The organism is Micromonospora sp. NPDC050980 (genome assembly GCF_040653835.1).
Lineage (GTDB): Bacteria > Actinomycetota > Actinomycetes > Mycobacteriales > Micromonosporaceae > Micromonospora.
In genome coordinates, this window is record NZ_JBFAGS010000018.1 from 55,238 (window position 1) to 79,723 (window position 24,486).

At 74.8% G+C, this 24,486-nt stretch carries 25 protein-coding genes; 10 read left to right on the forward strand and 15 right to left on the reverse strand.

Annotation, left to right across the window (positions count from 1 at the left end; all coding sequences use genetic code 11):
* Window positions 1–8: 8 nt before the first annotated feature.
* Together cydB and AB0H28_RS23540 are read right to left on the reverse strand one after the other, a co-directional pair.
* Window positions 9–1,007 carry a cytochrome d ubiquinol oxidase subunit II gene (gene cydB / locus AB0H28_RS23535; RefSeq protein WP_358043953.1) on the reverse strand — a complete coding sequence of 333 codons (999 nt, stop codon included), beginning with the start codon at window positions 1,005–1,007 and terminating at the stop codon, window positions 9–11.
* Window positions 1,008–1,022: 15 nt separating this feature from the next.
* Complete coding sequence (locus AB0H28_RS23540; RefSeq protein ID WP_358043956.1) at window positions 1,023–2,435, reverse strand: cytochrome ubiquinol oxidase subunit I; 1,413 nt, start codon at window positions 2,433–2,435, stop codon at window positions 1,023–1,025.
* A 159-nt stretch (window positions 2,436–2,594) separates the two neighbouring features.
* Between AB0H28_RS23540 and AB0H28_RS23545 the strand changes: the two genes are divergently transcribed.
* On the forward strand, window positions 2,595–3,365 hold the full coding sequence (locus AB0H28_RS23545; RefSeq protein ID WP_358043959.1) for a lysophospholipid acyltransferase family protein: 771 nt from the start codon (window positions 2,595–2,597) through the stop codon (window positions 3,363–3,365).
* A gap of 17 nt (window positions 3,366–3,382) precedes the next feature.
* On the opposite strand, the gene AB0H28_RS23550 is transcribed toward AB0H28_RS23545, so the two are convergent.
* Window positions 3,383–3,751, reverse strand: a complete 369-nt coding sequence (locus AB0H28_RS23550) for a DUF4180 domain-containing protein (RefSeq protein WP_358043962.1) — start codon at window positions 3,749–3,751, stop codon at window positions 3,383–3,385.
* Complete coding sequence (locus tag AB0H28_RS23555) at window positions 3,744–4,190, reverse strand: helix-turn-helix domain-containing protein (RefSeq protein ID WP_358043965.1); 447 nt, start codon at window positions 4,188–4,190, stop codon at window positions 3,744–3,746. Before AB0H28_RS23555 ends, AB0H28_RS23550 begins: the two co-directional genes overlap by 8 nt.
* An 88-nt stretch (window positions 4,191–4,278) precedes the next feature.
* Between AB0H28_RS23555 and AB0H28_RS23560 the strand changes: the two genes are divergently transcribed.
* From AB0H28_RS23560 to AB0H28_RS23570, 3 genes are all read left to right on the forward strand, one after another.
* Window positions 4,279–5,046: a glycerophosphodiester phosphodiesterase gene (locus tag AB0H28_RS23560; RefSeq protein ID WP_358043967.1), complete on the forward strand. Its 768-nt coding sequence runs from the start codon at window positions 4,279–4,281 to the stop codon at window positions 5,044–5,046.
* Window positions 5,047–5,065: 19 nt separating this feature from the next.
* Window positions 5,066–6,457 (forward strand): MFS transporter, encoded by a 1,392-nt coding sequence (locus tag AB0H28_RS23565; RefSeq protein ID WP_358043970.1) that lies wholly within the window; start codon window positions 5,066–5,068, stop codon window positions 6,455–6,457.
* A 107-nt stretch (window positions 6,458–6,564) separates the two neighbouring features.
* Window positions 6,565–7,239, forward strand: coding sequence for a thymidine kinase (locus AB0H28_RS23570; protein WP_246412247.1), 675 nt, complete (start codon window positions 6,565–6,567; stop codon window positions 7,237–7,239).
* Between the two features lie 3 nt (window positions 7,240–7,242).
* Here AB0H28_RS23570 and AB0H28_RS23575 read toward each other — a convergent pair whose 3' ends face one another.
* Window positions 7,243–7,701, reverse strand: coding sequence for a hypothetical protein (locus AB0H28_RS23575; RefSeq protein WP_358043972.1), 459 nt, complete (start codon window positions 7,699–7,701; stop codon window positions 7,243–7,245).
* A gap of 108 nt (window positions 7,702–7,809) precedes the next feature.
* On the opposite strand from AB0H28_RS23575, the gene AB0H28_RS23580 reads away from it, so the two are divergent.
* Both AB0H28_RS23580 and AB0H28_RS23585 read left to right on the forward strand, forming a co-directional pair.
* Window positions 7,810–8,934: a PQQ-binding-like beta-propeller repeat protein gene (locus tag AB0H28_RS23580; protein ID WP_358043975.1), complete on the forward strand. Its 1,125-nt coding sequence runs from the start codon at window positions 7,810–7,812 to the stop codon at window positions 8,932–8,934.
* A 36-nt stretch (window positions 8,935–8,970) separates the two neighbouring features.
* Window positions 8,971–9,342, forward strand: coding sequence for a VOC family protein (locus AB0H28_RS23585; RefSeq protein ID WP_358043977.1), 372 nt, complete (start codon window positions 8,971–8,973; stop codon window positions 9,340–9,342).
* Window positions 9,343–9,505: 163 nt separating this feature from the next.
* Here AB0H28_RS23585 and AB0H28_RS23590 read toward each other — a convergent pair whose 3' ends face one another.
* Window positions 9,506–10,492 carry a tyrosine-type recombinase/integrase gene (locus tag AB0H28_RS23590; protein WP_358043979.1) on the reverse strand — a complete coding sequence of 329 codons (987 nt, stop codon included), beginning with the start codon at window positions 10,490–10,492 and terminating at the stop codon, window positions 9,506–9,508.
* 82 nt (window positions 10,493–10,574) lie between these two features.
* On the opposite strand from AB0H28_RS23590, the gene AB0H28_RS23595 reads away from it, so the two are divergent.
* Window positions 10,575–11,600: a YafY family protein gene (locus tag AB0H28_RS23595; protein ID WP_358043982.1), complete on the forward strand. Its 1,026-nt coding sequence runs from the start codon at window positions 10,575–10,577 to the stop codon at window positions 11,598–11,600.
* Window positions 11,601–11,607: 7 nt separating this feature from the next.
* Here the strand turns inward: AB0H28_RS23595 and AB0H28_RS23600 are convergent, their stop codons facing one another.
* The 5 genes from AB0H28_RS23600 to AB0H28_RS23620 all read right to left on the reverse strand — a co-directional run bounded on the left by AB0H28_RS23600 (window position 11,608) and on the right by AB0H28_RS23620 (window position 14,339).
* Window positions 11,608–12,042 (reverse strand): Hsp20/alpha crystallin family protein, encoded by a 435-nt coding sequence (locus AB0H28_RS23600; protein WP_358043985.1) that lies wholly within the window; start codon window positions 12,040–12,042, stop codon window positions 11,608–11,610.
* A gap of 74 nt (window positions 12,043–12,116) precedes the next feature.
* A complete protein-coding gene (locus tag AB0H28_RS23605; RefSeq protein ID WP_358043988.1) occupies window positions 12,117–12,626 on the reverse strand; it encodes a GNAT family N-acetyltransferase in 510 nt (169 codons plus the stop codon).
* Complete coding sequence (locus AB0H28_RS23610) at window positions 12,623–13,153, reverse strand: DUF2087 domain-containing protein (protein WP_358043991.1); 531 nt, start codon at window positions 13,151–13,153, stop codon at window positions 12,623–12,625. The genes AB0H28_RS23605 and AB0H28_RS23610 overlap by 4 nt, the downstream gene beginning before the upstream one ends.
* 155 nt (window positions 13,154–13,308) lie before the next feature.
* Window positions 13,309–13,875: an isochorismatase family protein gene (locus AB0H28_RS23615; RefSeq protein WP_358043994.1), complete on the reverse strand. Its 567-nt coding sequence runs from the start codon at window positions 13,873–13,875 to the stop codon at window positions 13,309–13,311.
* A gap of 68 nt (window positions 13,876–13,943) precedes the next feature.
* On the reverse strand, window positions 13,944–14,339 hold the full coding sequence (locus tag AB0H28_RS23620) for a cupin domain-containing protein (protein ID WP_358043997.1): 396 nt from the start codon (window positions 14,337–14,339) through the stop codon (window positions 13,944–13,946).
* 121 nt (window positions 14,340–14,460) lie between these two features.
* Here AB0H28_RS23620 and AB0H28_RS23625 point away from each other — a divergent pair, with 121 nt between their 5' ends.
* Window positions 14,461–15,279, forward strand: a complete 819-nt coding sequence (locus AB0H28_RS23625) for a TIGR04222 domain-containing membrane protein (protein ID WP_358044000.1) — start codon at window positions 14,461–14,463, stop codon at window positions 15,277–15,279.
* Between the two features lie 16 nt (window positions 15,280–15,295).
* Here AB0H28_RS23625 and AB0H28_RS23630 read toward each other — a convergent pair whose 3' ends face one another.
* Window positions 15,296–16,096, reverse strand: a complete 801-nt coding sequence (locus AB0H28_RS23630) for a hypothetical protein (protein WP_358044003.1) — start codon at window positions 16,094–16,096, stop codon at window positions 15,296–15,298.
* A gap of 397 nt (window positions 16,097–16,493) precedes the next feature.
* Between AB0H28_RS23630 and AB0H28_RS23635 the strand changes: the two genes are divergently transcribed.
* Both AB0H28_RS23635 and AB0H28_RS23640 read left to right on the forward strand, forming a co-directional pair.
* A complete protein-coding gene (locus AB0H28_RS23635) occupies window positions 16,494–19,250 on the forward strand; it encodes a LuxR C-terminal-related transcriptional regulator (protein WP_358044006.1) in 2,757 nt (918 codons plus the stop codon).
* A gap of 184 nt (window positions 19,251–19,434) precedes the next feature.
* Window positions 19,435–19,986 (forward strand): hypothetical protein, encoded by a 552-nt coding sequence (locus AB0H28_RS23640; RefSeq protein ID WP_358044009.1) that lies wholly within the window; start codon window positions 19,435–19,437, stop codon window positions 19,984–19,986.
* Window positions 19,987–20,002: 16 nt separating this feature from the next.
* Here the strand turns inward: AB0H28_RS23640 and AB0H28_RS23645 are convergent, their stop codons facing one another.
* From AB0H28_RS23645 to AB0H28_RS23655, 3 genes are read right to left on the reverse strand one after another with little or no spacing between them, the layout of a single operon-like run.
* Window positions 20,003–20,554 (reverse strand): NAD(P)H-dependent oxidoreductase, encoded by a 552-nt coding sequence (locus AB0H28_RS23645; protein WP_358044012.1) that lies wholly within the window; start codon window positions 20,552–20,554, stop codon window positions 20,003–20,005.
* Window positions 20,554–21,681 (reverse strand): LLM class flavin-dependent oxidoreductase, encoded by a 1,128-nt coding sequence (locus AB0H28_RS23650; protein WP_358044015.1) that lies wholly within the window; start codon window positions 21,679–21,681, stop codon window positions 20,554–20,556. The genes AB0H28_RS23645 and AB0H28_RS23650 overlap by 1 nt, the downstream gene beginning before the upstream one ends.
* A 4-nt stretch (window positions 21,682–21,685) precedes the next feature.
* Entirely contained in the window at window positions 21,686–24,466 is a 2,781-nt protein-coding gene (locus tag AB0H28_RS23655) for a cytochrome P450 (protein WP_358044018.1), read from the reverse strand.
* Between the last annotated feature and the right edge of the window lie 20 nt (window positions 24,467–24,486).

Here is a 24,486-nt window from a genome sequence, read left to right on the forward strand (position 1 = left end):
CAGGTCCATCAGTGTTGCGGAATGTTCTGTACCCCGATCCGGCGGCGGAAAACCCAGTAGGTCCAGCCTTGGTAGGCGAGCACGATCGGGGTGAACACCACCGCCACCCAGGTCATGATCTTCAGGGTGTAGGGGGTGGACGCGGCGTTGGTGGCCGTCAGCGTGCCGGCCGCGTCGAGGGTGGACGGCAGCACGTTCGGGAACAGCGCGGCGAACAGGGTGGCCACGGCCAGGGCGATGGCCGCCGCGGTGCCGGTGAACGCCCAGCCCTCCCGGCGTACCTTCGCCGCGGCGAGGCCGCCGAGCAGGGCGAGGGCGGCGCCGGCGGCGAGCACGACGGCGGCGGCGCTGGCGCGGATGGTCAGCGACCAGCCGAGGAACGTCACCGCGGCCACGGCGGTGCCGGCGCCGAGCTTGACCGCGAGGGCGCCGGCGCGTTCGCGGATGTCGCCGGTGGTCTTGAGGGCGAGGAACACCGCGCCGTGGGTGAGGAACAGTCCCAGCGTGGTCAGGCCGCCGAGCAGCGCGTACGGGTGCAGCAGGTCGAGCAGGCCGCCGACGTACTCGTGGTCGGCATCCAGCGGCACGCCGCGGAAGATGTTGGCGAAGGCGACGCCCCACAGCACGGCCGGGATGGCTGAGCCCCAGAAGATGGCGGCGTCCCAGCGGCGTTTCCAGGACGCCTCGGTGCGCTTGTGCCGGTATTCGAAGGCCACGCCGCGGGCGATCAGGGCGAGCAGGATGAGCAGCAGCGGCAGGTAGAAGCCGGAGAACAGGGTGGCGTACCACTCGGGGAACGCGGCGAACATGGCGCCGCCAGCGGTGATCAGCCACACCTCGTTGCCGTCCCACACCGGGCCGATGGTGTTGATCAGGACGCGGCGTTGCCGGTCGTCGCGGCCGAGCACGGGCAGCAGCATCCCGACGCCGAAGTCGAAGCCTTCGAGGATGAAGTAGCCGGTGAACAGCACGGCGACGAGGAGAAACCAGACGGTCGTCAGTTCCACGGTCGGCTCTTTCGGTCAGTAGGCGAACGCGAGCGGGCGCTCGGCGTCGTCGGTGTCGTCGTCGGCGGGCTCGGGGGTGAGGTCGGGTACGCCGGCGCGGGCGTAGCGGACCAGCAGCTTGAACTCGATCACCGCGAGGGTGGCGTAGATGAGGGTGAAGGCGGTGAAGGAGGTGAGCACCTCGGTCAGGGAGACGCTGCGGGACACGCCGTTGCGGGTGAGCATCTCGCCGAAGACGATCCACGGCTGGCGGCCCATCTCGGTGAAGATCCAGCCGAAGGAGTTGGCCAGCAGCGGCAGCACCGGCATGACCAGGCCGGCGCGCAGCAGCCAGCGGCTGGTGGGGGTGCGGCCGTTGCGCTGGCTGAGGAGCACCAGCAGGGCGATCGCGGCGGCGGCCAGCCCGAAGCCGATCATGAAGCGGAAGCTCCAGTAGGTGACCGGGATGATCGGGGCGTAGTTGCCGGGGCCGTACTGGCTGGCGTACTGGGCCTGTAGGTCGTTGATGCCCTGTACGGTGCCGTTGGGGTCGCCGGTGCCGAGGAACGACAGCAGGTAGGGGATCTTGAGGGCGAAGATCTCGCGGCTGCCGTCGAGGCTGCCGACGGTGAGCACGGAGAACGAGGCGGGGCTCTCGGTGGTGTAGAGGCCCTCGGCGGCGGCCATCTTCATCGGCTGCACCTCGGTCATGATCTTGCCCTGGATGTCGCCGGTGAGGACCACCAGGGCCGAGGAGACCAGGACCACCCAGGAGCCGAACTTCGTGGCGAAGCGGTAGGCGCCGGTGTCGGCGCTGCCGCGGTTGCGCATCACGTGCCACAGCCCGACGGTGACCACGAGGGAGCCGGCGACCAGGAACGACCCGGCGAGGGTGTGCGGGAAGGTGACCAGGGCGACCTTGTTGGTGAGCACGGCGACGAAGTCGGTCAGCTCGGCCCGGCCGCTGTCGGGGTTGATCCGGAAGCCGACCGGGTTCTGCATGAACGAGTTCGCGGCGAGGATGAAGTAGGCCGACAGGTTGGTGCCGATGGCGGCGGCCCAGATCGCGGTCAGGTGCAGCCGCTTGGGCAACCGGTCCCAGCCGAAGATCCACAGGCCGATGAACGTGGACTCCAGGAAGAACGCCACCAGGGCCTCGATGGCCAGGGGCGCGCCGAAGATGTCGCCGACGAAGCGGGAGTAGTCGCTCCAGTTCATGCCGAACTGGAACTCCTGCACGATGCCGGTGACCACGCCCATCGCGAAGTTGATCAAGAATAGTTTGCCGTAGAACTTGGTGAGTTTGAGATAGCGCTCGTTGCCGGTGCGGTGCCACATCGTCTGCAGGATGGCGACCAGCACGGACAGGCCGATGGTCAGCGGCACGAACAAGAAGTGGTAGACGGTGGTGACACCGAACTGCCAGCGGGCGACGTCCAACGCGTCCACCTGAAACCCCCAGCCTTCATACTACGAAACGTAGTAAATACTACTCGTCGTCGTAGAGAAAACGTGAGGGTCGCACGACCCGAACCGACCCGGGACCAATGACCCTGATCACCTGCCGCAGGGCCCGTCCCGGCCCCCGGGATCTACCATCCACCACTGATGGACACCTCCCCCTGGCGCGCGCCGCTGCTGTGGCGCGGCGCGCAGACGCTCGCCCGCGCCGTCGTCGGGCTGGTCGGCCGCCTCGAGGTCACCGGCGACGTGCCGGCGGACCTGCGCCGCGGGCCGCTGATCCTGGCCGCCAACCACATCAGCCCGTTCGACCCGGTGGTGCTCGCCACTGCCTGCCGCGCCCGGCGGATCGCCCCCCGGATCATGGCCACCGGCGGGCTGTTCCGCGCCCCGGTGATCGGGGCGCTGATGCGACGCGCCGGGCACATCCGCGTCGACCGCGGCACCACCGGCGTGCACCGCTCGCTGGAGATCGCCGCCGCCGCGGTGTCCGGCGGCTCGGTGGTGCTGGTCTATCCCGAGGGGCGCATCGGCCTCGCCCCCGGCATGTGGCCCGAGCGGGGCAAGACCGGCACCGCCCGGCTCGCGTTCGCCAGCGGCGCAGCCGTCGTCCCGGTCGCCCAGTGGGGCTCGCACGAGGTGCTGCCCTACCGCGCCCCGAAGGGGATGCTGCGCGGCCTGGCCCGGGCGCTGCGCCGCCGGCCGGTGATCCGGGTGCACTTCGGCGCCCCGGTGACATTGCACGACCTGCGCCCCGGCACGCCCGGCGCGGCGCGGCACGCCACCGACCGGATCATCGACGCGATCACCGACACCCTGGCCCCGCTGCGCCCGTACGAGCCGGACCTGCCGCGCCACGTCGACCCGGGCCGCCCGGTGGATGCCAGCCGCGCGCACCGGCGGCACCGCGGCGGTTGAACGCGGCGCCGTGCCGGTCAGCCGGCGGCCGTCAGGCGTTCGTCGAGCGCGGCCAGGTCCGGCACGAACCACACCTGGTCGTGCCGGTTGGACTCGGCGACCAGCGCGCGCAGCGCGCCGCTGGCGGCCAGGTGCGCGGAGATGTCGCCGACGACCACCAGGCGCAACCGGTAGGTGGCGAACTTCTGCATGACCTCCCCGGCGAAGCGGGTGCCCAGCGCGAAGAAGCTCGGGTCGAGCCGCCCGGCGGGCACCGCCACCACCGACGCGCCGAGGAACGCCGCGCCGATGAGGTCCAGCGCGTCGGCCTCGGTGGCGATCGGCGGGCCGGCCGGATCGCAGATCAGCACCGTCGCGCCGGCCCGCTCGCGCAACTCGTCAGCCACCGTCGACCTCCCCGGTGAGCAGGCCGTTGTCGCCGTCGAGCACGGCGTCGAGCAGGCGTAGCACCTCGGCGGTGGCGGCCAGGTCGCCCAGGATCACGATCGTCATGCGGTGACGCTCCTCGTCGTGGACCGTCTGCACCCGCAGCGGACGGTCCGGGTCGTGGTGGGTGTTGACGCCGGCCAGCACCAGCGTGGCGAGCCGGTCGGCGGCGGCCCGGTCGACACCGTCGAGCGCCACGATGCTCGACGCCTCCGCCGCCGCGCCGGGCGGCGACCCCGGTCGGCCGGTGAGGGCGTCGAGATCAGCGCGGGCGATCCGATACTGCTTGCCGATCCGCGTCGCGCGCAGCCGGCCGGCGCGGATGTAGCCGCGCACGGTGCGCACGTGCAGCCCGAGCAGCTCCGCCACCTGCTCCACCGAGTACATGTCGTTACCCATCGTGCCGCATGTTAGCGGAGACAAGTAAGGATTGGGAAGTTTACCGACCGGTCACCCGGAGGTCGTTTCCGCCCGGCATACTGCCGGCGTGCAGCCCCGTCACGGCTACCTCGACGCGCCCGCGCCGCTGGCCTTCGCCCACCGCGGCGGCGCGGGCGACGGCGACGAGAACACCGCCGCCGCGTTCGCCCGCGCCGTCGCCCTGGGCTACCGGTACGTGGAGACCGACGTGCACGCCACCGCCGACGGGGTGCCGGTGGTCTTCCACGACCCCACCCTGCGCCGGGTGACCGGCCAGGCCGGCCGCATCGCCGAGCTGCGCTGGGCCGACCTCGCCTCGGTGCGCGTCGGCGGCGCCGCCGTGGTGCCCCGCCTCGACGACGTCCTCGCCGCCTGGCCACAGATCAGGTTCAACGTCGACGTCAAGGCCGACGGGGCGGTCGCGCCCACCGTCGCCGCGCTCGAGCGGGTCGGCGCCGCCGACCGGGTGCTGCTGGCGTCGTTCAGCGACGCCCGGCTGACCCGGTTGCGCGCGTTGGCCGGCCCGCAGGTCGCCACCAGCCTCGGCATGCGCGGCGTGGCCCGGCTGCGGATGGCCTCGCTGCACGGGCGCGCGCTGCGGCTGCCGCCGTCCGTGGTCGCCGCCCAGGTCCCGGTCTCCTACGGACGGATCCCGGTGGTCGACCGGCGGTTCCTCGCCTACTGCCACCGGATCGGGTTGCAGGTGCACGTCTGGACGATCGACGAACCCGCCCGGATGCACCACTTACTTGACCTCGGTGTGGATGGCATCATGACCGATCACGTCGGCGTGCTCCGCGACGTCTACCGCAGCCGCGGCCACTGGGCCGCCTGAGCCACCCGAGGACCGCCCGATGGCCGATCCGGTCACCCCCGCCGTCGCCGAGCCCGCGCCGCCGGGCAGCACCCGCCGCGAACGCACCGGCTGGTACTTCTACGACTGGGCGAACTCCGCGTTCCAGACCACGGTCATCACGGTGTTCCTCGGGCCGTTCCTGACCACCGTCGCCGAGCTGGCCGCCGGCTGCGAACTGGGCGCCGAGCGCTGCGACGGCGTGGTGCACCCGCTGGGCATCCGCGTCGCCGCCGGCTCCTACTACCCGTACCTGATCTCGCTGTCGGTCTTCCTCACCGTGTTCGTGCTGCCCGTCGTCGGCGCGATCGCCGACCGGTCGGCGCACAAGAAGCGGCTGCTCGCCGCCGCCGCGTTCACCGGCGCCGGCGCGACCATCGCCTTCGCGTTCGTCACCGGCGAGCGCTACCTGCTCGGCGGCGCGCTGTTCCTGATCGCCAACATCTCCTTCGGCGCCGCCGTGGTGGTCTACAACTCGTTCCTGCCGCAGCTCGGCGGCCCGGACGACCGCGACGGCATCTCCAGCCGCGGCTGGGCCATCGGCTACCTCGGCGGCGGGCTGCTGCTCGCGCTCAACCTGGTCGCCGTCACCGCGCTCAGCGAGGAGGGCAACGCCCAGCGCACCCTCGACCTGGCCCGCTGGTCGATCGTCTCGGCCGGCGTGTGGTGGGCGGCGTTCACCCTGTTGCCGCTGCGCTGGCTGCGCGAACACCCCACCGCCGCCGCCCTGCAGGCCGGCGGCAACGTGCTCACCGACGGGTTCCGGCAGCTCGGGCGCACCCTGCGCGAGATCAAGGCGTACCCGCTGACGCTGTTCTTCCTGCTCGCCTTCCTGGTCTTCAACGACGGCATTCAGACCGTCATCACGCTGGCCAGCCAGTACGGCACCGAGGAACTGCGCCTGGAGCAGAGCACGCTGATCGTGACCATCCTGCTGGTGCAGTTCCTCGCCTTCGGCGGCGCGCTCGCCCTGGGCGCGCTCGCCCGGCGCATCGGCGCCTGGAAGACCGTGCTGCTGTCGCTGGTGCTCTGGACCGGCGTGATCATCGCGGCGTTCCGGTTGCCCGCCGAGGCCCCGGTGCCGTTCATGATCCTCGGCGGGTGCATCGGCCTGGTCCTCGGCGGCAGCCAGGCGCTGAGCCGGTCGCTGTTCAGCCAGCTCATCCCCGCCGGCAAGGAGGGCGAATACTACGGCTTCTACGAGATCAGCGACAAGGGCACGAGCTGGCTCGGCCCGCTCGCCTTCGGCCTGGTCTTCCAGCTCACCTCGTCCTACCGGGTCGGCCTGGTCTCCCTGCTGATCTTCTTCGTGGTCGGCTTCGCGCTGCTGGCCGCCGTGCCGATGCGCCGGGCCATCCTCGCCGCCGGCAACACCCCGCCCCGGGTGCTCTGAGCCCGGCCGGTCGATCATCGCGGCCGGTATGCGGCGGCGTCGATCGGCTAGGCTGCCCCGACGTGACCGACGACGCCGCTGCCGCCCCGACCTGCCTGGCCCGCCCCCTGCCGGGGCCCGGCGACGACCGCGCCGGCGGCTGCGCCGCCGCCCGGGGCGTCGACGGCCGGCCGCTGCACGCCGCCGCGCTGAAGTTCTTCTGGGGCCCGATGGACTGCGGCAAGTCCACCATGGCGTTGCAGATGAACTACAACCACGCCCGGCAGGGCCGCCGCGGCCTGGTCACCACCCGCATCGACCGCTCGCTGGGCCCGCAGGTCACCACCCGCATCGGCCTGGCCCACGAGGCCATCGAGGTCACCGACGGCCTCGACCTGCGCGACCTGGTCCGCTCCGCGTGGGCCGAGGGGGTACGCGTGGACTACCTGATCTGCGACGAGGCGTCCTTCTACGACCTGGAGCACGTCGAGCAGATGGCCGAGCTGGTCGACCGGTTCGACGTCGACGTCTACGCCTTCGGCCTGGCCACCGACTTCCGCTCCTGCCTGTTCCCGGCCGCGCAGCGGCTGTTCGAACTGGCCGACGAGGTGGCCCGCATCCAGGTCGAGGTGCTCTGCTGGTGCGGCCGGGAAGGGCTGCTCAACGCCCGGGTGGTGCAGGGCCGGGTGGTCCGCGAGGGCGCGCAGGTCGTCATCGGCGACACCGTCGACACCGCCGACGTGCGCTACCAGGTGCTGTGCCGGCGACACTACCGCTCCGGCGACCTCGGCCCGCGCGCCTGAGCCTCAGAACGGATCCCCGCACACCCGCCACGAGCCGTTCTCCGACACCACCGACAGCTCCCGCTCCTCGCTGCCGCCGCCGTCGCGGTTCAGGCGCACCACCACCGTGCCGCGCGGACGGCCGGCCCGGGTCGACACCGACACGTCGACGATCTCGTAGCCGCTGACCAGCGGCGGCGTGCGCACCCAACTGCCGAACCCGGCCCGGCTCCACCGGCCGCGCGCCTCGGCGCACAACCGCTCGTACGCCCGGTCGGTGTCCCCCGCCGCCACCTCCCGGAAGAACCCGTCGGCGGTCTCCCGCACCGGCCCGCCGGCCTGCAACACCACCTGCGCGTTCCACGCCGCGAGGCCGGCCACCCCGATCAGGCAGGTGCCCGACCCGAGCACGGCGATCAGCACACCGGCGCGCATCGGCCGGCGACGCCGGGCCGGTCGGTGCCATTCCCGCTGCCTGCCCATCACCACCGACGGTAGGCAACCGGCGACCGACCCGCAGCCGGTTGCGCCGCAGTCGCCCCCGCGGCGGCGGATCGTCTACCGTCGGGACACCAGTCGCGAGGAGCCCGGATGACGCCTGACCGTCTTGCCCCGGCGACGATCGAGCTGGACCGGGCGGCGGCGCGACGCGCGTCACCGCGGCGGTGGCGGCTGGTGCCGGTGCTCGCCGGTTGCCTGCTGCTGGGCGCCGCCGCCGCGCCGGCGCCACGAACGATCACCGGGCCGCCGCTGCCGGACCGGGCCGTCCTGCTGGCCGCCGGCGGGCTGCTGCTGGTCGCCGACCCGGCGACGCTGACCGGCTACCCCCCGACCGGCCGGGCGACCTGGCGCGTCCCGGCACCCGACGGTGCGTGGTCCGCCGCGTCCGTCGGGGACCTGGTGCTGGTCGTCACGCGCGACACCGCCCGCCGGGTGACCGGCACCTCGGCGTACGCGGCCGACACCGGGCAACTGCGCTGGCGCCGCCCCGACCGCGTGCAGCCCGCCGGCGCCGCCGCGGTGGCGGTCACCGAGGTACGCAGCGTCGTCGACCCGGGTCAGCGGATCGAGGGCGCGGTGCGCGGCGTCGACCTCGCCACCGGCGCGGACCGCTGGTCGACGCCGGTGCCGTCGACCGCCGTGCTGGCGGCCTCGCCCGGCCGGATCGTCGTGGTGCACGACAGCGGACTGGCCCGGGTGCACGACACCCGCCACGGCGCGGCGATCGCCGAGACCCGCCTGCCGCCGGCCGGGTACGCGCCGGACAACCCGCTCGTCGTCGGCGACCACCTGGTGCTGCGGCACCCGGCGCCCGGCGGGACCGCGCTCAGCGGATACGACCTGCCGGCGTTGACCCCGCGCTGGCGGCGGCTGCTGCCGGTCGGGGAGACGCTCGCGCCCGGCTGCCCCCGGGTGCTCTGCCTGGTAGGGGTGGCGGACCGGCGGGCGCTCGATGCGGGCACCGGCGCGCAGCTGTGGCGGTGGCCGGGCGGCGCCGGCTGGCGACCGGTGCCGGGCGGGCCCGACGCGACGCGGCAGGTGCTGCTGCGCCCGGGCGGCGACGGCCGCACCCCGGTCGTCGACGTCGGGCCCGACGGCCCGCGCCCGGGCGGCACGCTTCCCGCCGGCACCGGCGACTGCCACCTGGTCGCCGGCGCGTTGGCCTGCCGGGGCCCCGACGACCGGTTGGTCGTGCGACCCGCCGGACGTACCTGACAGCAGATGGCAGGTACCGGCGGCAGGCTTCCCGGCATGACGACACACGCCGACCTCGCGATGGTCAACCTGGACAGCTCCGACCCGGCCGCCCACGCGGCCTTCTACGCCCACGCCCTCGGCTGGGAGATCACCCACAGCGAGGCCGAGTACGCCATGATCACCTCGGGTGGCACGTCCGTCGGCTTCGGCCTGGTGCCCGGGTACACGCCGCCGGCCTGGCCGGACGAGAGCGGCGCCAAGCGCTACCACCTCGATCTGGTCGTCGACGACGTGGCGCTGGCGGAGAAGGACCTGCTGGCCGCCGGCGCGACCCGGCCGGAGCACCAGCCCGGCGGCGAGGGCTGGACCGTGCTGCTCGACCCGATCGGGCAGCCGTTCTGCCTGTGCCCGCGCCGCGAGGGCTGACTCAGCACGGCGGGCCGCGGACCGCATCGCAGCCCGGGTCACCTGAGCGGCGGTGACCGGGGCGTCGTCGACGGCGACGCGCAGTGAGCCCGCCACCGCCACAGCCCTGTGAGAAGGGGCCCCTTCTCGACGCCAGGCGTTAAGAAGGGGCCCCTTCTTGCCGCTATCCGCGGCGGCGGGCGCGGGCGGCCCAGATCGCGTACGCCGGGTCGCGGTCCAGGTTGTGCCGGTCCCGGTCGTAGCGGCGGGTGGTGCGCGGATCGGCGTGACCCATCGCGTCCTGCACGTCCTCCAGCGGCACCCCCTCGGAGCGGGCCGTGGTGGCGAACGCGTGCCGCAACGAGTGCGGCGACAGCCGCGCCCAGGCGGCGATCCCGGCGCTCTGCGCGAGCCGGCGCACCAGCCGGAACACGGCGTGCCGGTCCAGCCGCCCACCGGTGGCGGTGACCAGCAGCGGGCCGGTCAGCTCCGGCACCGTCACGCCCCGGGCGGCGGCCCGCTCGGCCAGGTAGGCGTCGAGCGCGTACGCGGTGCCGGGGGTGAGCGCGCGGCGGCGTACCTTGCCCCCCTTGCCGACGAAGCGGACGCTGCGGTGACCGCGCTCCGCGCCCAGGTCGGCCAGGTTCAGCGAGACCAGCTCGCCGACCCGCAGCCCCAGGTCGGCCAGGAGCGCCAGCGCGGCCCGGTTGCGGGCCGCGGTCGGGCCGGTGTCCGCCTCGGCGGCGGCCAGCAGCGCGTCGACCTCCTCCGGGCTGAGCCCGACGGTCGCGGAGTGGTCCCGGTCGACCCGGGGCCGGTCCGCCGCGGCGACCGGGTTGGCCGGCACCGCGCCCAGCTTCACCAGGAAGTCGTACCAGCTCGACAGCGCGGAGAGCCGGCGGGCCACGGTGGCCGGGGTGAGCGGACGCCCGTCGCGCCCGCGCGGGGTGGACTCCAACTCCCGGCCGTACGCGTTGACGTCGAGGAAGGTGACCCGCAGCGGCTCCACGCCGTGCTCGGCGCACCAGCGCAACCAGCCGGTGACGTCACGTCGGTAGGCGTCGCGGGTGTGCTCGGACAGGCGCCGGTTGCGCAGCCACGCCTCGGTGAAGTCGGCCGGGCCGCCGGGCAGGGCGGGACGCGCGCGGGGCAGCACCTCGGGACGCGGCATGTGAGAAAGGTTCTCAGCCGGTGGCGTGTTTCGCGACGAGGCGCGCCCGGGAAGGATTTCCGGCAGGGGTTACCGTCACCTGATGCGCGCCAGTCGGCTGGTCTCCCTGCTGCTGCTCCTGCAGACCCGGGGGCGGATGACCGCCGGGGAACTCGCCGACGCCCTGGAGGTGTCGGTGCGGACCGTCTACCGCGACGTCGAATCGCTCGGCGCCGCCGGCGTCCCGGTGTACGCCGACCGGGGTCCGGCCGGCGGCTACCGGCTGTTGGCCGGCTGGCGCACCCGGCTCACCGGGCTGACCGGGCCGGAGGCCGACGCGCTGTTCCTCGCCGGGCTGCCCGGGCCGGCCGCCGAGCTGGGCCTGGCCTCCGTGGTGGCCGCCGCCGAGCTGAAGGTGCGCGCCGCGCTGCCCGGGGAACTCGCCGACCGCAGCGGCCGGGTGCGGCAGCGGTTCCACCTGGACGCGCCCGGCTGGTTCCGCCACCCCGAGCCCGTGCCGCACCTGGAGACGCTGGCCGGCGCCGTCTGGGAGGACCGGCTGGTGCGGTTGCGCTACCGGCGCTGGCGGGCCCCGCGCGAGGTGACCCGGCTGGTCGCCCCGCTGGGCGTGGTGCTCAAGGCCGGACGGTGGTATCTGGTGGCCTGGTGCGACGACGAGGTGCGCACCTACCGGGTCGGCGCGGTGCTCGACGCGGCGGTCACCGACGAGCGCTTCGACCGGCCCGACGGATTCGACCTGGCCGCCTACTGGCGGGAGTGGACCGCCCGCTACGAGCGCGACGTCTACCGGGGGCAGGCGCGGATCCGGCTCACCGTCGCCGCGCTGGAGTTCATGCCGTACGTCTTCCCGCCGGAGATGAGCCGGGCGGCGCGGGCGGCGGCCGGCGAACCCGGCCCGGACGGCTGGCTGGAGACGACCGTGCCGATCGAGTCGGTCCGCCACGCGCACACCGAACTGCTCAAGCTCGGCGCCGAGGTGGAGGTGCTGGCACCGGCGGAGCTGCGCGAGCGGTTCACCGCGACCGCCCACGCGCTGACCCGGCTGTACCCGGCGGGGGACGCCGACGCGGGACCGGCCGGGGCACCGGCCTCCCCCGCGTCGGCGTGAGGCGCGCTCAGGCGGTGGCGAGCTGCCGGCGGCCGTCGGCCTCGGCGGTCGTGGCCACCGCGATGCGGCGCGGCTTGGCGCGCTCGGCGATCGGGATGCGCAGGGTCAGCACGCCGTTGTCGTAGCCGGCCTCCAGCCGGTCGGTGTCCAGCGTGTCGCCGAGAAAGAGCTGCCGGGTGAACGTGCCCATCGGCCGCTCGGCGGCGACCAGCTCGACCTGCTCGCCGGTGGGCCGGCGACGCTCGGCGCGGACGGTGAGCACGTTGCGCTCGACCGTGCAGTCGATGCTGTCCGGGTCGACGCCGGGCAGGTCGAACGCGGCGTAGAAGTGGTCGCCGTCGCGGTAGGCGTCCAGGTGCATCACCGCCGGCCGGGCGGTGGTGCCGAAGAACTGCTCGGCGATCCGGTCGATCTCGCGGAACGGGTCGGTACGCATCAGCATGGCCCCTGCCTCCTCGGTTCTCCTGGTCCAAGGCCTTTTGTTGAGTCGGGGTGACTCAACTTCCGGTTTCTGTTTTAGCGCGCCGCCGACGGGTCGTCAACTCGCGCCGGCAGTGACTTCTCGAACCAGTGCTGCGCGTACGGGCCGGCGGTGAACGCCGGGATCTCCCGGTAGCCGTGCCGGGCATAGAGGGCGCGCGCCTCGACCAGGTCGGCGCGGGTGTCCAGCCGGATCCGGTCCGCCCCGACGTCGCCCGCGTACGCCTCGACGGCGGCGAGCAGGGCGGCCCCGCCGCCGGTGCCCCGGCGCGCCGGACGCACGTAGACCCGGGTCAGCTCCGCCCAGCCCAGGCGCCACCGCAACCCGGCGCAGCCGGCGAGCCGGCCATGGTGCCGGGCCAGCACCAGCAGCCCGGTCGGCGGGGCCAGATCGTCGCTGGGCAACTCCGCCAGCGCGGCGTCGACCTCGCCGGGCCGCTCCGGGCGGCGGTACCAGCGACGGACCATCTCCGACATGTACTCGCGCAGCAGCACGGCCGCGTCCGGGGCGTCGGCCCGGGCGAGGTGGGTCGTCCAGCCGGTCACGGGCCGGTCCGCCAGTAGACGCCGTGCTCGCGGGTGAGCAGCAGGTCGTCGATCAGATAGCGGCGCAGCGTGACGTGGTCGGCCTCGCCGCCGGCGCACCAGTGGCGCAGGGCGTCGTCCACCGCCCGCTCCGGATAGCGCACACCCGGCTCGAAGGTGCGCTCGGTGATGTGCTCCAGCACCACCCGCCGCCGGCCACGCTGCGCCGGCAGCCGGATCAGCGCGCCGTCGCGCAGGAACGTGCGCCGGATCGCCTCGCGCGGGTCGGCCGCCGGAGCCGACGCCGGAGCCGACGCGGCGGCCCGGGCGAACTCACGCAGCCGGTCGGCGTCGACACGCAACCCGGCGCCGTCGTCGGCCAGCACACCCGCGTCGGTGAGCCGCCGCACGGCGGTCGCGGCGTCCCGGGCGGACAGGCCGGTGCGGGCCACCACGGCGGACACGTCCCGGGCGCCGAGCACGATCGCGGCGAACACGACACGGCGACGCTCGTCGGCGAGCGCCCCCGCGAGAGCTTGTGCGGTCATGGCCGGCAGCCTGCCAGCGGCACGGCGGGGCAGCCAGGCGTTTTCGCCTTCCACCTCGCCGCTCCGCCCACACGCGGGCGGCTCCCGCCCCGCCGCCGGACCCACGCCGAGCGCACGGGCGGCTGCCCACCGGGACGGGTCACCGGCGCGCCGACTCAGGCCGCGACGACCGTGGTGAAGTCGACGCCGGCGGTCTCGACGGTGCCGGCGGTGCGGCCCGGGGCGCTCTGGAACCGCCAGTAGAGGTTGGTGTGCGCGACGACCTGCGCCGGCGGCGGCGCCCCGTAGGCGGACAGGTCCTCGGTGGTGTGCGCATCGGCGACAAGCGTGGTGTCGTAGCCGCGGGTGAAGCCGCCGTGCAACGTCGAGCGCACGCAGGCGTCGGTCTGCGCGCCGGCCACGATCAGGTGGCCCACCCGGGCGGCGGCGAGCACCTGCTCCAGGTCGGTGTCCTCGAACGAGTCGCCGTAGGCCTTGTGCACCAGCGGCTCGTCGGCGCGGCGCGTCAGCTCCGGCACGAGCTGCCACGCCGCGCTGCCGACGGGCAGGTCGTCGGCGTGGTGCTGCACCCAGACCACGGGGACGCCGGCGGCGCGGGCGCGCTCGACCAGGGCGGCGATGTTGGCCACCACGCGGTCGCGGTCGTGGGCGTCGCGCACCACGCCGTTCTGCACGTCGACGACGATCAGGGCGGTGCGCGGGCGGTCGGCGAGGGTGCTCATGACGGGACTCCTTCGGCGGCTGTCGTCGAGACGAACCTAACCCTGGCCCCCGACACTTCCGCGCCGGCTCAAAGGCGGTGCCCGGTGGTGGCGTCCACGTGCCCGGGCACCGTGTCGTGCCGGTCGCCGACACTTGACGTGCCGGACGGCTCGAACATCAGGATCGACGCGCCGTCCGGCGCGTACGGCCGGTGCGGCACCCCGCGCGGCACCACGAACACCGCGCCGCGCGGCAGCGTGACCTCGCGCTGCCCGCCGTCGGCGCCGTCGCGCAGCGCGATGCGCAGCTCACCGTCGAGCACCAGGAAGAACTCGTCGGTGTGGTCGTGGCTGTGCCAGACGTGCTCGCCGGCCACCTTCGCGATCCGCACGTCGTAGTCGTTGACCGTGGTGACTATCCGTGGACTCCACAGTTGGTCGAAGCGGGCCAGGGCGGCGGCCAGCTCGATCGGTTCGGCGCTCATCCGGCCATCCTCGCGCACCGCCGCGCGTCACCGGAAGCGGCGCATGACGGCGTCGACCACCGTGCGGCCGAGCCGCCGCCGATAGGGCGCCACGGCCGCACGGCCGGCCATACTTGTCGCCATGCTCTGGGGTGTCAGCGGACCGCTCTTCCTCCTCGACTACCTGGGCGCGGTGACCGTGGCCGTCGCGGTCGCGGTGGCGGTGCGGGAGCTGACCGGGCACCGGGCCCGCGGCGCCCCGCCCGACCTGGTCGAGCTGGCCTACCTCACCGACCGGGCACTGCTGGCCTGCCAGGTCGGGGTGGCCGCGCTGCGCCGCGCCGGCGGGGTGACCGTCGGCGAACTGACCACCCTGCGGGCCGAGGGCCCGCCGCCGGCCCGGTCCCCCGCGCTGGTGCGCGCCCTGCACACCGCGCTGCGCCGCCCGCAGACCTGGGCCGCGGTGCTCGCCGACCCCGACGTCGCTCGGGCGTTGCGCCGTGGCGTCGGCCGGCTGGCCCGCGACGGCTGGCTGCTCACCACCGCGCAACGGCGGCGGGTCGCCCTCGGCACCCTGCCCCTGTTCGCGGTCGCCGCCGTCGGCGTGGCCCGGCTGGTGGACAGCGCGGTCGAGGGGCGCGCCGCCGGCGGGCCCGCCTCCGTGGCCGGGCTGCTGCTCTGCTGCCTGGCCACCGCGCTGGGCGGCTGGTGGCTGACCGAGGTGCCCGAGACCGGCGCCGCCGCCCGCCGGCTGCTGCGCCGGCTGCGTCACGAACACGCCGACCTGGATCCCGAGCGCCGCCCGCGCTGGCAGGGCCGCGACACCGACGCGCTGCTGACCGCCATGGCGCTGTTCGGGCCCCGGCCGTTGCTCGCCGTCGACCCGGCCTTCGCCGTGCAGGTCGGCGTCGACCCGGAGCGCGGACGCCCCCGCCCCGAGCGCCGGCCCGCCCGCCGCTGAGCCCGCCCGGCGGCGATCAGCCGCGCCGGCCGACGGTTCCCGGAGGTACGACGCCCTGGTGCCAACGCGACGCGCGGCGCGGGCCACCGGAGCGCCGGGACATCGACCGGATCAACCCGGCGTGCACCCGCTGCTCGTCGCGTTCGGTGAGCCCGAGCTGGTTGTGCAGCAGGTGCACCATGCCGAACGCCGCGGCGCCGTCGTCGCCGGACGCGTGCCGGTGCGTCTCCAGCAGCCGGGACCAGCAGGTCAGCGGGTGCTGCTCGGTGGCCAGCGCGGCGGTGATCCGCCGCCACCTCGCCGGCGGCACCACCGCGGCCTCCCGGGCGCCGGCCACCACAGGTGCGTCGTCGACCCGCAGCGCGGGACAGGTGCGCACGGCCGCCACCATGGTCAGGTCCACGGCGGCGCCGAGGCGGGCCGGCCGGCTCGGCGTCATCCCGATCAGCCCCACCGCCACGTCGACCAGCCGCAGATCCGGCGTCGGCGGCCCGGCGAGCTGTGGCAGGCGCGTCGGGCCGTGCGCGCCGACCGCCGCGCAGAGGCCGGCCAGCCGTGCCGCCAGCAGCCCCGGCGCGCCACCGAGCAGGTGGATGTCGACCACCCGCGGCGACTGGCGGGTGAACGACCAGCCGGACAGCTCCCCGACGCTCTGCAACTCGCGCAGCAGCGGGCCGATCCCCCGCGTCACGAACGCGTCAGCCACCGCGGCGCGCGGCGGCAGCAGGCATCGGAACACCTGCCAGCGACCGGGCGTGCCCCCCTCGGCCCCGATCTCCGGTGGAGTGTCCGGACAGGATCGATCACGCGTCGTCATGAACGGTTTCCCCCAACGTAGGCGTCGCACCCGCCGCAGTCGACGGTAGGCGACACCACCCGATGCGACAGTAGGGAAAACCCGACAGTGAGGTGAACTGAACGCCGGTCGGGTGACGCGCCGCGGGCGGGCCCGCGGCCGACGTGGTCGTTGACCACGGCCGATTCCTCTTCCAAGCCGACAAGATCGAGCCGGTCTCGCGATCGTGCCGGTGGTGTGCCGATCGTACAGTGGGACCGGGCGCTCGCCCCGACGCCGGCGACGTTCCCGTGCGGCCCGGGCCCGGCCGCACGGTCCACAATGGGCGAACCTGGGGGCGGCTGATGCGGGACCGGACCATGCCACCCGGCGTCGCCCGACCTGACCGCGTCGACGCGGACCGGCCCGCGGTGTGTCGGTGACCGTCGTCGAGCCGGCGTCGCCCGGCAGCCCCCTGGAGCCGATGATCGGTCGAAACTGCGCGCTCGACCTGTTCGACCGGGCGTTGTGCGCAGCGCGCGCCGGGCAGCCGTCGTTGCTGGAGTTCGCCGGCGACCCGGGCTGCGGCAAGACCCGACTGCTGCGCGAACTGGCCGTTCGGGCCGGGCAGGCGGCCGTGCCCGTGCTCGCCGCCGCCGGCCGCGACGGCGACCGGATGCTCGACGCGCTGGGCGACCCGGCCGCCGCGGTCACCCAGGCGGCACGCCGGCCCGGTCCGGTCGCGGGCGCCCGGGTGCTGCTCCTGGACGACCTGCACCTCGCGCCACCGGCGGTGGCGGCGCTGCTCGCCCGGTTCGCGCAGGCCCCGCCGGCCGGGCTGCTGCTGGTCGTCGCGTACCGGCCGCGCCAGATGCCCGGCTGGGCCACCGCCGCGCTCGGCGGCGTCGTCCAGCTGAACCGTCGCACGTTCACCCTGTCGCCGCTGGACCCGGACGGCGTGGCGGCGCTGCTCGGCGTGCCGGACGGCCGGGCCGGGCAGCGCGTGCACCGCCTCTCCGGCGGCGTGCCCCGCTACGTGCTGGCCTACCGTCCCGAGGCGCTCGACGGCGCGGTGGCCGCCCTGCGGGGCCTGCCCGCGGAGCTGCCGTTCGAGGTCACCGCCGCGGTCCAGCTCGACGTGGACGCGCTCGAGGCCGACCAGCGAGAGATGCTGGAGGCCGTCTCGGTGTGCGCGGAGGGGTTCGAGCCGAACCTCGCCGGCGCGCTCGCCTGCCGGGACCCCGCCGCCACCAGCGACCTGCTGGACGGGCTGGTCGCCGCCGACCTGCTGCGCACCGACCCGGCGCTCGCGCCGACCCTGCGGTTCCGGCACGAGGTCGACCGGGCCGTGGTGTACCGCTCGCTCTCCCCCGGCCGGCGACGCCGCCTGCACGCCGTCGCCGCCGACCTTCTGCGCGACCTGGGCCACCCGGTGACCCGCTACGCCGAGCACCTCTCGGCCGGCGGGCAGTGCGCCGATCCGACGGCTGCCGACGCGCTGATCGAGGCGGCGGAGGACCCGCAGACCCCGCGGCTGGACGCCATCCGGTGGTTGACCGGGGTACGCTGGCGGCTGCCCGACGCCGGGCCGGTCGACCCGCGCCGGATCCGCCTGGACTTCGCCTCCGCCGACGCCCTGGTCGGCGCCGGCCGCCTGCGGCAGGCCCGGACCCTGTTGCAGGACCTCAGTCGCCGGGCACTGCCGCACGAGGACCAGCGGGTGCGGGCGCTGGTCGCCCGGGCCCGCGTCGAGCGTCTGCTGGGGCGGCCGTTCGACGCGTACGCCCTGCTGCTGCCGCGGCTCGACGCCCCGGCCGGGCCGCGTGCGCGCTTCGAGATGACCGTGGAGGCGGCCGTGGCGGGCGCGCTCTGCGGCGCGGCCGGCGCCGGGCAGCACGCGCGCGACCTGGACCGGCTCGCCGACCAGCTCGGCGAGCCGGGGTGCCGGACCACCGCGACGGTGGTCCGCTGCTTCGTCGCCGCGCACGTCGACTGTGGTTTCCCGGCCGAGGAGGCGCTGGGTCGCGTGTCGTCCGAGGTGGACGCGCTCGCCGACGACGAACTGGCCCGGCACCCCGACCTGCTGGCGCTGCTGGCCTGGGCCGAGCACCTGCTGGAGCGGGACCGGTCGGCGTTGCACCACCTCGACCGGGCATTGGACATCTGTTGCCGCGCCGGCCTGGTCGCGCTGACCCCGTGGCTGTTGATCGGCCGGTGCGCGGTGACGTGCCGGCTGGGCAGCCTCGACCGGGCCCTCAGCGAGGGCGAGGACGCCGAGGAGGTGGCCGTCGCAATGGGGGTCGAACCGATGGTCGGGCTGGCTCGGGCGTACCGCGCCATCGCGCTCGCGTGGCGGCGCGGCCCCGCGGCGGCCCGCCAGCTCGCCGAGACCGCCGTCCTGGATGCCGCCACCCGGCGGCCCAACTGGTACGACGGCGTGAGCCAGCGGGTGGCGGTGCGGCTGCGGTTCCTGGCCGGCGACCGCGTCGGTGCGGCGTCGGCGTTGTTGCGTGCCTGCGGCGGCGGGGAACTCGATCAGGTGGAGGTGTCCGGCCGGGCCTGCTGGGCCTCGTCCCTGGCCGAGATGACCCACCGTGCCGGCCGGCGGGACGAGGCGCTGCGCTGGCTGGCGGTGGCCGGGCGGCACGCGCAGCGGCTGCGGCTGCGCGGGCAGAGCGCCATGGTGCGCATCAGCCGGGCGCGGCTGACCCTCGACACCGATCCACGTGGCGCGGCGGAGCTGGCCGGCGCCGCCGCTGACAGCTTCGCGGACATCGGCTGGCGGTTGGACGAGGCGTCGGCCCGACTGGTCCGGGCCCGGGCGTTGTGCGACGTGCGGGAGTGGACGGCCGCCGAGGTGGAGCTGGCCGAGGCCCGCCGGATCGCCGATCTGGTCGGCTCGCCGCCGCTGCGGCGCACGGTGGCCGGCGTGCAGAGCCGGGCGGCCGGTGCCGCGGGCCGCAGCCCCGACGGCGCGTCCCGCGGCGAGCTGACGCTGACCCGGCGGGAGTGGGACATCGCCCGGCTGGTCGCGGCGGGGGCGAGCAACGCGGAGGCCGCGGAGCAGGTGTACGTGACGGTGAAGACGGTGGAGGCCCACCTGACCCGGATCTTTCGCAAGACCGGAGTTTCCTCCCGGGCGGCGTTGGCGGCACTGTTGGCCAGTGGCGCGGTCAACTACCGGGGGCCCGGCTAGCTGCCCGTTCCGCGCGGGCGGGCGGAAGAGAGATGAAGGATAGGGGACCGCATGGTGGTGTCGGACATCTAGGTTCCTGTCATACTGAGATCCGATATCTTGTCTCCCACCATCCGGCACCCGTTCCAGCAGATCGGACGGCCTCGCTGCCCCACCGGACGGACATGCGCAGGAAGGCATCGCCGTGAGCCAATACATCATCACCATCGTCCCGGTGGAGGACGACGGCGAGCAGATCAGCGGCCCGGTGGCCCAGACCGTCGTCCGGCTGGACACCGGCGACGGACACCCGGTCGTCCGGGAACTCACCGTCCGCGCTCCGCAGAGCGCCGGGCTGACCGGCGAGCTGCCGTACGTCGACTTCGACGCCCTGCTGCGCGCCTTCGTCCCCCCGCAGGACCGCGAGCGCGCCCGGAGCACCGGTGCCGGCGACCGCCCCGAGCCGGGTGTCGGACCGGTCCCCACGGCCACCGCCGTCACCAGCGCCGTCACCCCCCCGGCCATCCCCGGCCCGCCGCGTCCGGCCCGCCGGGCGACCGAGCCGGAGCGGGTCAGCCGGCTCAAGAGCGGGCGGGCCTACCGCCGGGCGCCCGACCCGGCCGACCTGGAGGCGGTCTACGAGCAGGTCGGCACCATCAGCCGGGTGGCCGAGCACTTCGACGTGCCGGTGCACACGGCGCAGGGCTGGATCAGCCGGCTGCGCCGCCGGCACGGCTCCGAGGTGAGCGCGGGCTGACCGCCCGCGGCTCCGCTCAGCCCGCGCCAACCAACGCCTCGACGACCGCCGGTGCCGCCTCGTCCAGCCACCGCCCGATACCCACCTCGGCCGTGTCGAGTTCGCGTTCGAGCACGCACAGCCCGGGCGCCGGCACGCAGGCGCCCACCTCGGCCAGCAGCGCGCCCAGGTGGGTGTCGACGACGCGGCGGTGACCGGCCCGGGCCGCGGTCATCAGCGGCACCGCCACCACGCCGGTCAGCGCGCCGCGGGGCAGCACGTCCACGAAGAGCTTCAACAGACCGCTGTACGCCGCCTTGAAGGTGGGGCTGGCCACCAGCAGCAGCCCTGGGCGGCGGACCGACTCCAACGCCTCGTCCAGCACCTCCGGTCGGCTGCCCTGACCGACCAGCTCCGCGGTCAGCTCGGACAGGTCGATCACGCCCGGCCGGCCGACCGGCGTGGGGCCGGCGGCCAGCCGCTGGTGCAGCGCCACCGCGGCGCTCAGGGCAACGGCCCGGGTGCGGGAGTGCGGCTTCGGATTGCCGATCACCACGGTCATCGGCAGGTGCCGCGCGGACGCCGACATCACCGCGCCGCCAGCTCGGGCGCCCGGCCGGCGTCCGCGGCGAGCAGGCCGTCGTGCCGGAGCAACGGCAGCACCCCCTCACCGACCCAGTACGCCTCCTCCAGGTGCGGCTGCCCGGAGAGGATCAGGTGGTCGACGCCCGCGGCGTGGTACTCGGCGATCCGTTCGGCGACCTCCTCGTGGCTGCCCACCAGCGCCGCGCCGGCCCCCGGGCGGACCAGCGAGTAACCGGCCCACACGTTCGGATGGACCTCCATCCGGGCGTTGCCGCCGGCATGCAGTGCCGCCGCCCGGCGCTGCCCTTCCGACTCGGTACGGGAGAACCGTTTGAGCGCCGCGTCGATGCGCGCCTGGTCGACGCCCGCGAGCAGCCGCTCCGCCTCGGCCCAGGCATCCCGCGCGGTGTCCCGGCTGATCACGTGCAGCCGGCTGCCGGTGCGCAGCGTCCGGCCCGCCTCCGCCGCCCGGTCGCGGGCCCGTTTCAGCAGGTCGCCGAGGAGGGCGGGGGTCTCACCCCAGGCGAGGTAGACGTCCGCGTGGCGGGCGGCGGCCTGCTGGGCGGCGGGCGACGAACCACCGAGGAACACCGACGGTGCGGTCTCCGGTGGCCGGGCCAGCAGCGCGCCGCGTACCCGGTAGTGCTCGCCGGTGTGGTCCACCGGCTGACCCGACCAGAGCCGGTTCACGATCGCCAGGAACTCCTCGGCCCGGGCGTAGCGGGCGTCGTGATCCAGCCAGTCGCCGTAGCGGTGCTGTTCGTCCGGGTCGCTGCCGGCGACGATGTTGAGCAGGACCCGGCCGCCGGTGACCCGGTCCAGGGTCGCGGCCATCTGGGCGACGAGCGTGGGTGAGACGAGCCCCGGCCGCAGCGCGATCATGAACTTGAGCCGTTCGGTCTGCGCGGCCAGCGCGGACGCCATGATCCACGGGTCCTCGCAGAACAACCCCGCCGGGGTGAGCACACTGGCGAAGCCGAGCCGGTCGGCGGCCTGGGCCACCTGGGCGAGATAACCGACGTCCGGGCGGCGGCGGGTGATCCGCGCCGGGCGGGCGCCGTTGCGCGGCGGCTCGGCCAGGTCCCGGCCGTCGCCGTGCGAGGGCAGGAACCAGTGCAGTTCCAGTGGCATCGGGTCACTCCCCCCTCGGCGCGGTGTCGAAGCGCGCGGGCATGGCGGTGATCGCGTTCATGAAGTTGGTCCGCATCCGGCGCACCGGTCCGGTCAGCCGCAGGCCGGCCAGGTGCGGGCGGATCGCGGTGAGGAAGGCCGCCATCTCCAGCCGGGCCAGGTGCGCGCCGAGACAGAAGTGCGGTCCGATGCCGAACGCCAGATGCGGGTTGGGGTCGCGGCCCAGGTCCAGCCGGTCCGCCTCGGCGAACGCCTCCGGGTCCCGGTTGGCCGAGCTGTAGAAGACGACAACCTTGTCGCCGGCGGCGATCCGGGCGCCGTCGAGCACGGTGTCGCGGGTGGCGGTGCGGCGGAACTGCATGATCGGGGTGACCCAGCGCAGCAGCTCCTCCACCGCCGGCCCGGTCAGGTCCGCCTCGGCGATCAGCCGGTCCCGTTGCGCGGGGTGCGCCAGCAGCGCCTGCACCCCGCCCGAGATCAGGTGCCGGGTGGTCTCGTTGCCGGCGATGACCAGCAGCAGCCACAGCTGGCACAACTGCGCGTCGGTCAGCCCCCGGCCGTCGGACTCGGCGTGCACGAGCAGGCTCATCAGGTCCTCGGTGGGCCGGGCCCGCCGCTGGGCGGCGAGCTGCCGGACGTACGCGAAGGCCGCCGCGAAGGTGTCCCGGTAACGCGGCACGCTGCCGCCGCCGTGCTCCGGGTCGTCGAAACCGACCAGGTTGTTGCTCCACTCGAACAGCAGCTTGCGGTCGGTGGCCGGCATGCCCAGCAGGTCGGTGAGGACCAGCAGCGGCAGCTCGGCCGCCAAATCGGCCACCACGTCGACGTCACCGGCGGCCACCGCCCGGCCGACCACCTCCTCGGCGTGCCGGGTGACCAGCTCATGCAGGCGTCCCACGGCGCGGGGGGTGAACGCGCCGGCCACCAGGCGCCGCACCCAGGCGTGCTCCGGGGCGTCCATGTTGATCAGAAGCTGCCGGTTGCGGTCCAGATCCTGCGGCGTACGCGGGTCGGCGAGGAACGCGCCGCCGGCGGCCGAGGAGAACAGCGCCGGGTCACGCGAGACCGCCGACACGGCGGCGTAGCGGGTGACCGCCCAGAAGCCGCGCCCCCGCGACGTCGTCTCACCGTCCTGGTCGGTACGGGTCAGCGCGACCTCGTCGACCCAGGCGACCGGCGCCTCCCGGCGCCGCCGGGCGAACTCGGCGTGCGGCACGCCGGTCAGGTACGTCGCCGGGTCGGCGAGCAGCCCCGGCGGGGCCGGCGCGTGCCGGTGGCGGTCCCGCAGCGCCGCGCGCGGCACCTTGCCGGTGGGTTCCCGGGGGATCCGGTCGACCAGCTCGTAGGAGCGCGGCACCTTGAACCCGGCCAGCCCGGCGCGGCAGTGCGCGTCCAGGATCGCCTCGACGCCCTCGACCGGCCAGGCCGGGTCGAGCTGCACCAACGCCCGGACCTGTTCGCCGAACTCGGCGTCCGGCACCCCGACGACCACCCCGTCGGACACCGCCGGATGGGTCAGCAGCACGGCCTCCACCTCGGCCGGATACACGTTGACCCCGCCGGAGACGATCAGTTCCGCCGAGCGTCCGGTGAGGTACAGGTAACCGTCGTCGTCGAGCCGGCCGAGGTCGCCGAGGGTGAAGGTGTGCGGGGCGACGTGCGCCTGTTCGGTCTGCTCGGGGGCGTTGTGGTAGTGGAAACCGCGACCCGGGGGGCGCCGCACGGCGACCCTGCCCTCCTGCCCGGTCGGGACCGGGCGGCCCTCGTCGTCGACCACCAGGACCTCGGTCGGCGGCGCCGCCCGCCCCACCGTGCCGGGGCGGGCCAGCCAGGTGTGCGAGTCGGCGAGGGTGACGATGCCGGCCTCGGTGGCGGCGTAGTACTCGACGAAAACCGGACCCCACCAGTCGATCATCGCGCGCTTGGTCTCCGGCGGACACGGACCGCCGCCGTGCCAGATGCGGGCGAGGCTGGCACCGGAGAACGCGGCCCGGGTGGCCTCGTCGACCCGCAGCAGCCGGATGAACTGCGTCGGCACCAGGTGACTGATGGTGATCTTCTCGTCGTCGATCACGCGCAGCGTCTCGACCGGGTCGAACCGCCGGCGCATCACCAGGGTGCAGCCGCGCAGCAGCGGGAACTGGGCGAAGAACAGTTGGGCCGAGTGGTACCAGGGGCCCACCAGCAGCGCCCGCCCACTCGTCGGGATGCCCAGCCCGCCGCCGAGCGCGGCCGTCGTGCCGGCCACCCGCTCGAGCGGCGCGCCGACGGTGAGCAGCGGGTTGACCACGCCCTTGGGCCGGCCGCTGGTGCCCGAGGTATAGAGCAGGACCCCGCCGGAGACCGCCGGCCCCGCGTCGCCGGCGGGCAGCTCGGCGAGCGGGGTGAAGCCGTCCCCGCCGTCCACGGTGACCAGCACCTCGGGCGCCTGCGGCACCCGGTCCACGGCGGCGCGCACGCTCGCGGCGTAGCCGGCCTCGGTGAGCACCGCGCGGGCACCCGAGTCCGTCAGGATGTGGGCGATCTCCGGTGCGGTCAGGTGCCAGTTGACCGGCACCGCCACCAGTCCGGCGTGCACGCACGCGAGCAGCGCCTCGAAGGTCTCGTGCCGGTTGCCGAGCACGAACGCCACCCGGTCGCCGACGGTGAGGCCGGCGCCGCGCAGCGCCCCGATCCACCGGTCGACGCCGCGGTCCAGCTCCGCCCACGTGCGTGTGCCGTCCTCGTCGACCAGCGCGGCGTCGCCGCCCCGCTCCCGCACCATGTTCTCCAGCAGCTCGGCCACTCGAACCTCCTGTCTGTGCG